The sequence below is a fragment of the Streptomyces sp. NPDC098781 genome, from assembly GCF_044759995.1.
Taxonomy (GTDB): Bacteria; Actinomycetota; Actinomycetes; order Streptomycetales; family Streptomycetaceae; genus Streptomyces.
This window is the reverse complement of record NZ_JBIWAK010000008.1, coordinates 310300-323238: the sequence shown is the minus strand read 5'-3', so window position 1 is coordinate 323238 and position 12939 is coordinate 310300. Positions and strand designations below refer to the sequence as shown.

At 71.8% G+C, this 12939-nt stretch carries 8 protein-coding genes and 1 pseudogene; all 9 read right to left on the bottom strand.

Going from position 1 to position 12939, the window contains the following annotated elements:
- A complete protein-coding gene (locus ACIQWG_RS30750; protein WP_404101589.1) occupies positions 1 to 936 on the bottom strand; it encodes a TatD family hydrolase in 936 nt (311 codons plus the stop codon).
- The gene (locus ACIQWG_RS30745) at positions 936 to 1655 is read right to left on the bottom strand and encodes an EboA domain-containing protein (protein WP_404101837.1); all 720 of its coding nucleotides are present in this window, start codon (positions 1653 to 1655) and stop codon (positions 936 to 938) included. Before ACIQWG_RS30745 ends, ACIQWG_RS30750 begins: the two co-directional genes overlap by 1 nt.
- A 296-nt stretch (positions 1656 to 1951) precedes the next feature.
- A complete protein-coding gene (locus ACIQWG_RS30740; RefSeq protein ID WP_404101587.1) occupies positions 1952 to 2917 on the bottom strand; it encodes a sugar phosphate isomerase/epimerase family protein in 966 nt (321 codons plus the stop codon).
- Complete coding sequence (locus ACIQWG_RS30735) at positions 2914 to 3870, bottom strand: SCO3242 family prenyltransferase (RefSeq protein WP_404101585.1); 957 nt, start codon at positions 3868 to 3870, stop codon at positions 2914 to 2916. The genes ACIQWG_RS30740 and ACIQWG_RS30735 overlap by 4 nt, the downstream gene beginning before the upstream one ends.
- Before the next feature lie 347 nt (positions 3871 to 4217).
- A pseudogene (locus ACIQWG_RS30730) lies at positions 4218 to 5339 on the bottom strand (inositol-3-phosphate synthase); the annotation flags it as partial.
- 83 nt (positions 5340 to 5422) lie between these two features.
- A complete protein-coding gene (locus ACIQWG_RS30725; protein ID WP_404101583.1) occupies positions 5423 to 9139 on the bottom strand; it encodes a ThuA domain-containing protein in 3717 nt (1238 codons plus the stop codon).
- Positions 9140 to 9423: 284 nt separating this feature from the next.
- Positions 9424 to 10422 (bottom strand): sugar phosphate isomerase/epimerase family protein, encoded by a 999-nt coding sequence (locus ACIQWG_RS30720; RefSeq protein ID WP_404101581.1) that lies wholly within the window; start codon positions 10420 to 10422, stop codon positions 9424 to 9426.
- A gap of 15 nt (positions 10423 to 10437) precedes the next feature.
- On the bottom strand, positions 10438 to 11673 hold the full coding sequence (locus ACIQWG_RS30715; protein ID WP_404101579.1) for a Gfo/Idh/MocA family protein: 1236 nt from the start codon (positions 11671 to 11673) through the stop codon (positions 10438 to 10440).
- A gap of 214 nt (positions 11674 to 11887) precedes the next feature.
- The gene (locus tag ACIQWG_RS30710) at positions 11888 to 12925 is read right to left on the bottom strand and encodes a substrate-binding domain-containing protein (RefSeq protein ID WP_404101577.1); all 1038 of its coding nucleotides are present in this window, start codon (positions 12923 to 12925) and stop codon (positions 11888 to 11890) included.
- Positions 12926 to 12939: the final 14 nt, after the last annotated feature.

Genomic DNA, 12939 nt, shown 5'->3' with positions numbered 1-12939 from the left:
TCACGCTCCCGGCACGGGGGCGGCGGTCGGACCGCCCAGGTCTGCGGCGGTGCCGGCCGGTCCTTCGCCGGGGTCCTTGGGCGCGCCGCGGAGGATGGAGTTCCCCTCGTGGGTCGCCTCCGGGGTCGCCTCCGGGGTCGCCACGTCGAGGGTGAGGCGACCACTGAGACCGTAGAAGGCGACGGGGTTGCGCCACAGCACCCGTTCGACGTCGTCCTCGCCGAAGCCTTCCGCGAGCATCAGGTCGGCGACCTTGCGGGTCTTCAGCGGGTCGCTCCGGCCCCAGTCCGCGGCGGAGTTCACCAGCACCTGATCGGGGCCGTACTCGCGCAGGATCGCGACCATCCGTTCCTCGTCCATCTTCGTGTCGGGATAGACGGAGAAGCCCAGCCAGCAGCCGCTGTCCTTGGCCTCCTTGACCGTCGTCTCGTTGAGATGGTCGACCAGGACGCGCTCCGGCGGCAGCGCCGATTCCCGGACGACGTCGAGGGTGCGGCGCAGCCCCGCGAGCTTGTCGCGATGCGGGGTGTGGACCAGGGCCGGAAGTTCATGGGCGGCGGCGAGCTGGAGCTGGGCCGCCAGGGCGGTGTCCTCGGCCGGGGTCATCGAGTCGTAGCCGATCTCGCCGACGGCGACCACCTGGTCCTTGACGAGATACCGGGGCAGTTCCTCGAGGACCGGGACGCAGCGCGGGTCGTTCGCCTCCTTGGGGTTGAGGGCGAGGGTGCAGTGGTGGGCGATGCCGTACTGGGCGGCGCGGAAGGGCTCCCAGCCGAGGAGGGAGTCGAAGTAGTCGAGGAAGGAGGCGGGAGAGGTGCGGGGCTGGCCCAGCCAGAAGGAGGGCTCGACGACGGCTCGGACGCCGGCGGCGTACATGGCCTGGTAGTCGTCGGTGGTGCGCGACGTCATGTGGATGTGGGGGTCGAAGAGGCGCATCAGGACTCCTTGCCGCTGGTGCCGCGGTCGCCGCCCTCGGTGGCGGACGCGGGTGGGGTGGCCGTGGGGTCGGTCAGGGTCAGGACGCGGTACAGGTCCTCGGGCACGGGACGGCCTGCGGCACTCCGCTCGGCGGCGTAGTCGCCCAGCATGCGGGCGAGTTCGGCATCACCGTGGGCGCGCCGGTCCAGGTCGGCCACGGTGTCGACGGGGACACCGGTGAACAGGCATTTCAGGACGGCGTGCCGCCACTGGTGGGCGTCGAGATGCCGGGCGGCGTAGGGACCGACGGCGGCGGCGAGGAGCCGGGTGTCGTTGGTGCGCAGGGCGTCCTCGACGAGCGGGAGGGCGTCCGGGCCGGTGACGAGGTGGGGCAGTGCGCACAGGACGGCGCGGCGTTCGGCGGCGGTGCCCTGGGAGTAGACCCGGGTGAGCGCGTCCATGTCGGCGCGGGCCGCGTGCAGGATGAGGGCGCGGGCGGCATCGGCGTACTCGGCGCCACAGCGGCGGCCGGCCTCGGCAACGCGCAGCTCCCAGACGGAGATCGGTCCGTGGGTGCCGGGATTCGCGGCGGCCTCGTCGAGAGCCCGGCGCAGCCAGGCGCCGGGGGCAGGGTCGAGGTGGGTGGCGAGGTGGGCACGGAGGGCTTCGGGAGGGGTCGCCGCGAGGGGGTGGGGGGCGCCAGGGGTGTCCCAGGGGCTCGGGACGCCCTTGCCCATCCGGCTCTCGGTCGCCGTTCGGGTCTCGGCGTCGGTTCGAGCCTCAGCGCCCGCTCTGTCGCCGCCGGATCTCTCTCCGGTGTCCCGGCTCTCGGCGCCCATGCGCTCCTCCGCGCGTATTGGGTCCGCCGGGCCTAGTCGGTCCTCCGCGCGTATGCGGTCCCCCGTGCCCTTTCGCTCCTCCGCGCCTGGGCGCTCCTCCGCGCGTATGCGGTCCTCCGGGCCTGGTCGGTCCTCCGTGCCCATTCGGTCCTCCATGTCCGCTGCCGGGGTCGCCGGGCTGGTGCGGGGCTGGCTCATGAGGTGCTCCCTTCGGGGGTGGCGGAGGGATCGCCTTGGGATGGGACAGGTACGGGTGGTCGGGTGGCCGTGGCCTCGGCGCCGCGGAGGAAGGGGAGGGAGAGTTCGGCGAAGTGAGGGCCGGCGTGGGAGTGGCGGGGCAGTTCGACGACGGTCAGGCCCTGGTAGCCGGTGGCGGCCAGGGCTGCCAGGACGGGCGGGAAGTCGATCTCCCCCTCGCCGAACGGGAGGTGTTCGTGGACGCCGCGGCGCATGTCCTCGATCTGGACGTGGCGCAGCCAGGGCGCGGCGGCGCGTACGCAGTCGGCGGGAGAGAGGGGTTCGAGGCACTGGCAGTGACCGATGTCGAGGGTGAGGCCGAGCGGGTCGGGGTCGCCGAGGGTGCGGCGCAGACGGTGGAAGTCCTCGAGGCGGGCGAGGAGGTGGCCGGGCTCCGGTTCGACGGCGAGCGGCACACCTGCGGCGTCCGCGGCCTCCAGGACGGGGGTGAGGCTGTCGGCCAGTCTTTTCCACGCCGTGTCCTCTTCCGTGCCGGACGGGAGGGTGCCGCTGAAGCAGTGCACCGCGTGGGCGCCGAGGTCGGCGGCGACCCGGACGGCACGTAGCAGCAGGTCGACGCGGCGAGCGCGGTCGTCGGGCGCCGCGTCCAGCAGGGACGGGCCGTGCTTGCGGCGCGCGTCGAGCACGTAGCGGGCGCCCGTCTCCACCGTGACGCCGAGCCCGAGTTCGCCGAGGCGGTGGGCGACTCGGCGGGTGCGGGCGGGGAGGTCAGGGGAGAAGGGATCGAGGTGCATGTGATCGAGGGTCAGACCGACGCCGTCGTAGCCGAGGTCGGCGAGCAGGGCGAGGGCGTCGTCGAGCCGGAGGTCGGCGAGGCCGTTGGTGCCGTAGCCGAAGCGCAGCGGGGTCGGGCGGGCGGACGGTTCGGCGGATTCCTGCGCAGGGTGGTGCCGCGGGCTCATGTGATGCTCACCTTCTTCGCGTACTTCCGTCCGAGGGGCGCGAGCGCGGCGATGGCCACGGCGGTGAGCCCGGATCCGGCGCGGGCCGCGAGCGCCGCCTGGAGCGGGATGGTGGCGCGGATACCGCCGCCGACGGCTCGCTGGGTCAGGGGCGGTGAGGGGTTCAGCGCGGCGTGTGTGTAGGGGCGGCCGGCGGTGACGGCGTAGGCGGCGGCCAGGGCGGTGCGCAGGGCGCCGTCGAGCGTGGGGACGGGTCGGTCTTGCGCGAGCCTCCGGGGTGCGGTGCCGATGTGCGTGCCGGGGACTGTTCCCGGTCCGGTCGCCGCGGCTGCCTTCGTGGCCCGCGCGCCGCGTGCCACGAGCCGGGTGAGGACGGCCGTCGCGGCGAGGGCGGCCAGCGGTGGCAGCGACGTCCCGCCCTGGGTCTCCCGTCGGGACACGGTCGTCACGGCGAGGGTGTGGGTGCCGAGGAGGGCGGCGGAGGGCAGCGCCCGCTGCGGACGGCCGGTGGTCGCCGCCGCGCCGAGGAGGTGGTCGAGGCCGCGAGCCGTGGCCATGGCCACGGGGCCGGCAGGCGTGCGTTTCAGGGCGAGGTCGTACGCCCAGACGGTTGCCGCCAGCGGAGCGGCCACCGCCAGGGCCGGGCGGCCTGCGCCGGCTGCCAGACCGAGCCCCGCCGCGGTCAGGGCGCAGGCCGCGGCGAAGGCGGAGGACGGTCGGATGCGGCCGGAGGGCAGGGGGCGGTGGGGGCGCTCGGCGGCGTCCTCCGCCCGGTCCGCCCAGTCGTTGAGGGCCATGCCGGCCTCGTAGAGACACAGGGAGGAGCCGATGGCGAGCAGCGTGCGCGAGTTGGGACGGGCCCCGGCGGCGACGGCACCGCTCAGTGCGTCGCCGGGGACGGTGAACAGGGCGGGGAGCCGCAGCAGTTCGGCCCAGGCACGGCTAGCACTCACGGCCGCTCCCCCGGGCCAGGCTCGCGCGGATCAGTGCCCAGCGCGGCAGCCGACCCCCACGGACCGATGCCCCGACCCGCCGCACCCCCGACCGCCCCGGACCCCTCGACGCCCGGCACCGCAGCCCCTTCGGCGACCTCCCCCTGGCCGACCTCCGGAGCACGACCCCGCCGCAGCCGCTCCCCCGGGCCGGACTCGCGCGGATCAGCACCCTGCGCCGCAGCCTCCTCAGCCGACCCCCACGGACCGATGCCCCGACCCGCCGCACCCCCGACCGCCCCGGACCCTTCGACGCCCCGTACCGCAGCCCCTTCGGCGGCCTCCCCGTGGCCGACCTCCGGAGCTCGCCCCCGCCGCAGCCGCTCGCCCAGGCCCGCCAGCGCCGCGTACTGGTCTCCCAGGCTCGCGGGACCGTCCCCCACCGGGTCCTTGAAGTAGAAGCCGAGTTCGCCGAGCGGGCCGGTCAGGCCCGCCTCGTGGGCCCGGGCCACCAGGCGCGCGAGGTCCAGCACGAGGGGTGCCGCGAGGGCCGAGTCGCAGCCCTGCCAGATGGTCTGGAGGATCATGCGGGTGCCGAGGAAGCCGTCGAAGGCGATGTGGTCCCAGGCGGTCTTCCAGTCGCCGAGGGCCGGGACGTCGTCGATGTGCACTTCGCCCTCGGGGACGGTGCCGAGGGTGTCGGCGAGGACGCGTTCCTTGCCGGCGTTCTTCGCCGCCGCGGCGGCCGGGTCGGCGAGGGCGGCGCCGTCACCGCCGCCGAGCAGGTTCGTGCCGGACCAGGCCCGAACGTTCAGCGCGCGCTGCGCGAACATCGGGCCCAGCACGGCCCGCAGCAGAGTCTGTCCGGTCTTGCCGTCCCGCCCGGCGTACGGCAGGCCGCTGCGTTCGGCCTCCTGGGCGGCGACGGGGTGGTGCAGGCCCTCGGACGGGGTGAAGTTGACGTAGGGGCAGCCGGCGCGCAGGGCCGCGAGCGCGTACAGGGTGCTGGCGGGCAGCGGGGCGTCCGGACCGTGAGACGCGGGTTCGGTGGAGGCGACGTTCACCACCACGACCCGCTCCAGCTCGTGGCGATGGCGGAAGTCGCGGATGTCGTCGGCGAAGGTCGCGATGAGTTCGGCCTCGTCGCGGGTGTCACCCCTAGTGGGGCCGCCGGGCCTGATCTCCCGGTCGGCGGCGGCGAGTTCGGCCGTGACGGCGGTGGCGACGCCCGGTGGGAGGACACCGCCGGCGGTGAGGGTCTCGGCGCGTTTGGGCAGGGGGCAGTCGACGGTGTCGTGGCCGCCGAAGACGAGGTCGCAGAGCGCGGGCAGCCCGCTCCCGGCGAACATCGACGTCTCCGTCACCATGCCGGTGGGCGGATGCAGTCCCGCGGTGATGGCGGCGCATCCCGTGACGACGGTGGTGGCGACGGAGCCTCGGGCTCCGATCAGCCACACTCCCACTCGCGGTCGGGAGAGGGACGCGGACATGGGCAGCCTCCTGATCGTGCGCGAACCCGAAAAGAGGGAGGGAGACGGCGGGCGGGGGTCCGGCGTCCCCCGCCCGCCGCCGTTCAGTCGCCCGTGGTGGCGGGCAGTTCCTTCAACTGGATGTTGCGGAAGGCGACCTGGTCGTCGGCGCCGTGGTTCTGGAGGCCGATGTGACCGTCGGTCAGGCTCCGCTCGGGGTCCTTGTTGGTGAAGTCGTTGATCTTGACTCCGTTGAGGAACACCTGGAGGCGTTCGCCCTGGACCTTGATCTCGTAGGAGTTCCACTGGCCGGGCGGCCGCAGAACCTGGTCACGGGCCTTGATGTTCGCCGACTTGAACGAGTAGACGGAGCCCGTGGTGCGGTCGGGCGCGTCCGTGGCGTCGATCTGGATCTCGTAGCCCTTGTTCACCGCGGACCAGGGGTCGTCGGAGGCCGGGAAGCCCACGAAGATCCCGGAGTTGTCGTCGCCCTGCATCTTCCAGTCGAGCTTGAGGGAGTACGACTTCAGGTCCTTGGCCTGGTACCAGAGCAGACCCATGCCGCCGTCGGACTCCAGCGTGCCGTCCTTGACGTCGAACTTGCCGGGGCCGGCCTGCTTCCAGCCTTCCAGGGTCTGGCCGTTGAAGATCTTCCGGTAGTCCTTGCTCGGCTTGCAGTCCGCCTTGACCTGGCCGGTGGCGTACTGGAGGCCGCCGAGCAGATGGGCCCGGAAGGCCTCGTCGGCGTAGGACTCCTTGGTGTGGCCGCCGCCGGTGTAGAAGGACCGGCCGCCGCCGTAGCTCTGGCACCAGGCGATCGGGTGGTCGCCCTTCATGTTCCCGCCCTGGTAGGTGGTCTCGTCCAGGGTGGCGAGGACCTTGGCCTGCTCGCGCGGGTTGGTGCGGTAGTTGTACCACTCGTCGGTGCGCTCCCAGGCGTCGCCGAGGTGCGCGGTGGACGGGTGGTCGTGGTCCTCGACGCGGACCGTGGCCTTCTGGATGGCCGGGTGCGAGTCGAAGTAGGCGCCGACGAGGCCGCCGTAGAACGCCCAGTCGTACTCGGTGTCGGCGGCGGCGTGGATGCCCATGTAGCCGCCGCCACCCGCCACGTAGTTCTCGAACGCCTTCTGCTGCTCGGCGTTGAGCACGTCACCGGTGGTGGACAGGAAGGCCACCGCGTCGTACTTGGCGAGGTTGGCCGTGGTGAACTGCTTCGCCTCCTCGGTCGCGTCGACCGTGATGCCGGCCGGGCCGCCGAGCTCCTTCAGCGCGGTGATGCCGGCCGGGATGGAGTCGTGCCGGAAGCCGGCGGTCTTGGAGAAGACCAGGACCTTCTTGCCGCCCTTGAAGGGCTGGGTGGAGAACTCGAAGTCGTCGACGTCGTAGAGCGCGCCCTCGCCGCCCTTGAAGACCAGGTAGATGTCGGTGGTCTTCTTCGGCAGGGACCGCAGCGGCACGTCGACGTTCTGGAACGTCTCCCAGCTGCCGGTCGGCGGGATGTACGCCGAGCCGTGCAGCGGGCCGTCGGGGGAGCCGGTGCGCAGCTCGATGAAGCCGCCCGCGCCGCCTGAGGAGGCCCGCACGGTCATCTTCTTCTGCCCGTCGAACCGGTAGGGGGTGAAGGAGATCCAGTCGCCGTCGTTGATGTCGCCGACGGTCTTGCCGCCGTTGGCGCCGGTCTTGTCGTAGACCTTCACACCCGACTGGGTGCCGAAGTGCTCGGCCTGGCGGTGCAGCGGCTGGAGCACGGTACGGGCGGTGCCGGTCAGGGCCTCCTGGCCGTTCGCCCCGCCGTCGGTGTAACTGGCGCCGACGACGCCGTAGATGTTGGCGTTGGGGTCGTGGCCGCCGTCACCGGCGGGCGGCGTCAGGGTGCCCTCGCAGCCCATCTCGCTGGTCAGTTCGTGGGCGTGGGAGTCGTGACCGAGGCTGTAGGCGACCTTGACCTTGGAGCAGTCGACGGTCTCCTCGGGGTCGATGACCGTCACCTTGAACGGGACGGGCTTGCCGAATTCGGCCAGAGTGCCGTTGCCCGGGACGTCGATCCGCACCTTGGGCTCGGTGTTGCCGACCACGATCCGGGCGCTGGCGTTGCCGGTGTTGCCCTCGGGGTCCTTGGCCGTGAAGGTGGCGGTGTAGGTGCCGACCTTCTTGTACTGGTGGGTGGGGGTGAGCCCCTCGCCCTTCGTGCCGTCGCCGAAGTCCCAGCTGTAGGTGAGGTCCGGGGAGTCGGCGTCCTTGGCGGAAGCGGTGAACTTGACCTTCAGGCCGGCCGCACCGGACGTCTTGTCGGCGCTGACCTCGGCGATCGGCGAGAAGCCGTCCTCGGCGTTCTCGATCCGGTACAGCGCGGAGTGCTCGTCGCCCTGGAACCAGGAGATGCCGTAGTCGAGGACGTAGAGCGCGCCGTCGGGGCCGAACTCCATGTCCATGATCTGGGTTCCGGTCCACGGGAAGTCGTTGATCTTCGCAACGGAGCCGTCCTCGTTCTGTTCGATCCGCTTGATCCAGCGGCGGCCGAACTCACCCGCGAAGAAGTCGCCGTCGTAGGCCTCGGGGAACTTCACCTTGGAGTCGAGGTCGGGGTCGTAGCGGTAGACCGGGCCCGCCATCGGGGATTCGGAGCCGCTGCCGAACTCGGGCACGGAGCCGCCGTCGTACGGGATCCACGCGGCCTGCGCGGGCGGCAGGTCGGTGAGGCCGGTGTTGTACGGCGAGGTGTTCTTCGGGGCGGCGCAGTCGAACTTCTCGCCGGAGGCGCCGGTGGCGAAGTCGTAGTCGACGTAGGCGTCGTTGTTGCCCGTGCAGAACGGCCAGCCGAAGTTGGCGGCCTTGGTGACCTTGGCGAACTCAACCTGTCCGGCCGGGCCGCGCGTCGGCGAGGCGGCGCCCGCGTCGGGGCCGTAGTCACCCACGTACACGATGCCAGTCTTGTCGTCGACGCTCATCCGGAACGGGTTGCGGAAGCCCATCGCGTAGATCTCGGGGCGGGTCTTGTCGGTGCCCGGGGCGAAGAGGTTGCCCTCCGGAACGGTGTACGAGCCGTCCTCGGCGACCTTGATGCGCAGGATCTTGCCGCGCAGGTCGTTGGTGTTGCCGGAGCTGCGGCGGGCGTCGAAGGCCGGGTTGCGGTTCGGCCGGTCGTCGATCGGGGTGTAGCCGTCGGAGGCGAAGGGGTTGGTGTCGTCGCCGGTCGACAGGTACAGGTTGCCGGCCGCGTCGAAGTCGATGTCGCCGCCGACGTGGCAGCAGGTGCCACGGGAGGCCGCGACGTCGATGACCTTCTTCTCGCTGGCCGTGTTCAGCGTGCCGTTGGCGTTCAGCGTGAAGCGGGAGAGGCGGTTGACGCCGTCGAACTTCTTGAAGTCGTCGGCGGTGCCGGTCTCCGGGGCGTCGCCCGCGGGGGTGTCCAGCGGCGGGGCGTAGTAGAGGTAGATCGCCCGGTTGTTCGCGAAGTCCGGGTCGATACCGACGCCTTGGAGGCCTTCCTCGTCGTGGCTGTAGACGTCGAGCTTGCCGGCGACCTTGGTGACGCCGCCCTGGTCGGTGAGGCGCAGTGTGCCGTCGCGTGAGGTGTGCAGCACGCTGCGGTCCGGGAGTACGGCGAGCGACATCGGCTCACCCATCTCGGGTTCGCCCTTGGCGAGCGGCACCTGCTGGAACTGCCCCTCGGCGGCGGGTTCGTCGTGCTCGGGGTGGCCGGGGTGGGCGCCGGCGACGGTCGCGGGGGTGCCCACGGCCAGGAGCAGGCCGGTGAACAGGGCGACGGCGGCGCGCAGTCCGGGGCGTCTGGGGGTGCTGCGGAATCTGGTTCTGTGCACGAAGTCCCTCCGGGAACGGGATGGGCCGTACGGGGTGGGTGCGTAGACGTGCGGTGCGGGCGCCGGGGTGCGCCGTCACCCCGGAGGTGGGTGTGCCGTGAACACTTCTGCGTGTGTCCTGAACACTTCAGGGACGGTAACCGCGTCCGTCCGGGGCGAACACCCCTTGCGTCGAACTCGGTTGAACTTTCTCCCGACACAGGACAAAGCGGGATCTGAGCAGGTCTGAGAGGGGACCGGCGGAAGTGCCGGTCCCCGTCCCCGACCTGCGCCGGGTGCGTGGTTCAGCTGTTGAACGCCGCGTCGAAGGACGCGCTGGGCGGCTCGAAGTCGTACGCCTTCAAACGGGTCAGCGCCTCAGGCGCGCCCTGGAGCCGGTCCATGCCAGCGTCCTCCCACTCGACGGAGACCGGGCCTTTGTAGTCGATGGAGCGCAGCATCCGGAAGACGTCCTCCCAGGGGACGTCACCGTGCCCGGCGGACACGAAGTCCCAGCCGCGGCGCGGGTCGCCCCACGGCAGATGGGAGCCGAGGCGGCCGTTGCGGCCGTCGAGGCGTTTGCGGGCCTCCTTGCAGTCGACGTGGTAGATGCGGTCGCGGAAGTCCCAGAGGAAGCCGACCGGGTCGAGGTCCTGCCACACGAAATGCGACGGGTCGAAGTTCAAGCCGAAGGCGGGGCGGCCTCCGACAGCCTCCAGGGCCCGCCAGGTCGTCCAGTAGTCGTAGGCGATCTCGCTGGGATGGACCTCGTGCGCGAACCGCACGCCCTCTTCGTCGAAGACGTCCAGGATGGGGTTCCAGCGGGTCGCGAAGTCCTCATAGCCGCGCTCGATCATCGACTCGGGCGCCGGCGGGAACATGGCGACGAGGTGCCAGATCGCGGAGCCGGTGAAGCCGATCACGGTGTCGACGCCGAAGGCGGCCGCGGCACGCGCGGTGTCCTTCATACGGGCGGCGGCACGCTGCCGGACCCCCTCCGGGTCCCCGTCGCCCCACACCTCGCCCGGCAGGATGGCCTGGTGGCGTTCGTCGATGATGGCGTCGCAGACGGCCTGGCCGACCAGGTGGTTGGAGATGGCCCAGCACTTGAGGCCGTACTTGTCCAGGAGCTGGTGCCTCGACTCGACGTAGGCGGGATCGCTCAGGGCCTTGTCGACCTCGAAGTGGTCGCCCCAGCAGGCGAGTTCGAGCCCGTCGTAGCCGAAGTCGCGGGCGAGCCGGCAGACCTCCTCCAGCGGCAGGTCGGCCCACTGGCCGGTGAACAGCGTGAACGTACGCGGCATTGCGCGTCAGCCTCCTCAGACCGCTATCGGGGTGTAGACGGAGTTCTTCTCGGCGCTCTCCTCCACCGCCGCGAGGACGCGCTGGACCTGGAGCCCGTCGGCGAAGGAGGGCTCGGGCTGGCGGCCCTCGGCGATGGCGTGGACCAGATCGCGGGCCTGGTGGACGAAGGTGTGCTCGTAGCCGAGGCCGTGGCCCGGCGGCCACCAGGCGTCCAGGTAGGGGTGGTCGGGTTCGGTGACGAGGATGCGGCGGAAGCCGGCGTGCGCCCCCGGTTCCGTGCCGTCGTGGTAGGCGAGCTCGTTGAGCCGCTCCAGGTCGAAGGCGAGCGACCCCTGCGAGCCGTTGAGTTCGATGCGCAGGGCGTTCTTGCGGCCGGTCGCGTAGCGGGTGGCCTCGAAGGAGGCGAGGGCGCCGGACGGGAAGCGGCCGGTGAACACGGCGGCGTCGTCGACGGTGACCTGGCCGGTCCCGTTCGCGGAGACGGCGGCCAGGCCGCTCGTCGGGCCGCCCGGCAGCGGCCGTTCCCGCACGAAGGTCTCCGTCAGGGCGGACACTCCGCCGAGCCGCTCCCCCGCCAGGTACTGCGCCAAGTCGATGATGTGGGCGCCCAGGTCGCCGAGCGCGCCCGATCCGGCGAGCTCCTTGCGCAGCCGCCAGGTGAGGGGGAACTCCGGGTCCACGAGCCAGTCCTGAAGGTACGTCACCCGCACGTGCCGCAGGCTGCCGAGGCGGCCCTCGGCGACCATGTCGCGGGCCAGCGCGGTGGCGGGCACCCGGCGGTAGTTGAAGCCGACCATCGCCAGCTGGCCCCGCCGGTAGGCCTCGTCGGCCGCGGCCGCCATGGTCTCGGCCTCCTCGACGGTGTTCGCGAGGGGCTTCTCGCACAGGACGTGCTTGCCGGCGGCCAGCGCGGCGAGTGCGATCTCGGCGTGGCTGTCGCCCGGGGTGCAGATGTCGACGAGGTCGATGTCGTCCCGCGCGATCAGCGCACGCCAGTCGGTCTCCGCCGACTCCCAGCCGTGCCGCTGCGCGGCCTTGTGCACGGCCGTCGCGTCCCGCCCGCAGATCGCGGCCAGGACCGGATCGCGAGGGAGGTCGAAGACACGACCCGCGGTGCGCCAGCCCTGCGAGTGGGCGGCGCCCATGAAGGCGTAGCCGACCATGCCGATGCGCAGCGGCGGCTTCTCCGGGGTGCCGGGTGCCGGCGTCCCGGTGCCGCCGTCGGCTTCGGGCTGTTGCGGCTGTCCCATGAAGAGGTCCTCCTCGTCGTCGGTGCGCTGTGGGGGGTTGGCCGGCCGTGTCCTCCGGAGGGGCGCGGGTGGCTGCGCGCCGCCGAGTGCCGGGGTCGCCGTCTCGGGGCGGCTGCGCCGGTGTGATCGAACCGCGCTCGCGCAGCCCCCTTCCGGGTCGGCCCCGCGCCCGTTCCGGGGCGCCGGGCCGACCGGCATCCGAAGGTGCTGCCCCTTACTTGAAGCCCGTGGACATGTACTGGTCGACGTTGGTCTTGTCGACGACCGCCGAGTAGAGCGTGATCGACGCGGGGATCTCGAACTCGGCCATGCCGCCGACGCCCTTGCCCTGGCCCAGCGCACGGGCCAGGTCGATGGCGGACGCGGCCATGGTCGGCGGGTACAGGACGGTGGCCTTGAGGACGCCGTCGTCCTGCTTGATCGCCTGGAACGCGGACAGGGCGCCGGCGCCGCCGACCATCAGGAAGTCGTCGCGCCCTGCCTGCTCGATGGCGCGCAGCGCGCCCACGCCCTGGTCGTCGTCGTGGTTCCACAGCGCGTCGAACTTGGACTGGGCCTGGAGGAGTTGCGCCATCTTGGCCTGTCCGGACTCGACCGTGAACTCGGCCGCCTGGCGGGCCACCTTCTTGATGTTGGGGTAGTTCTTCAGGGCGTCGTCGAAGCCCTGGGTGCGCTGCTTGGTCAGCTCCAGGTTGTCCAGGCCGGCCAGTTCGATGACCTTGGCGTCGGCCTTGTCCTTGAGCTTCTCGCCGATGTAGTGCCCGGCGTTGAGGCCCATGCCGTAGTTGTCGCCGCCGATCCAGCAGCGGTACGCCTGCGGGGTGTTGAAGATCCGGTCGAGGTTGATGACCGGGATGCCCGCGCGCATCGCCTTCAGGCCGACCTGGGTGAGCGCCTTGCCGTCGGCGGGCAGCACCACCAGCACGTCGACCTTCTTGTTGATCAGGGTCTCGATCTGGCCGATCTGGGCGGCGGTGTCGTTGGAGCCCTCGGTGATCTCCAGGGTGACGTCCGAGTACTTCTTCGCCCGGCTCTTGGCGTTGTCGTTGATCGCGTTGAGCCAGCCGTGGTCGGCCTGCGGTCCGGCGAAGCCGATGGTGACGGCCTTGCCGGGCTTGTCGTCGGCGGCCGGCTGGTCGTTGGCCGCCGGCTCGTCATCGGACTCGTTGCTCGTGCAACCCACGAGGAGGGCACCGGCACCTATGGCGGCGGTCCCGAACAGCAGCCCTCTGCGACTGGTGAGCTCTGGCATGACGGTGAACCCTT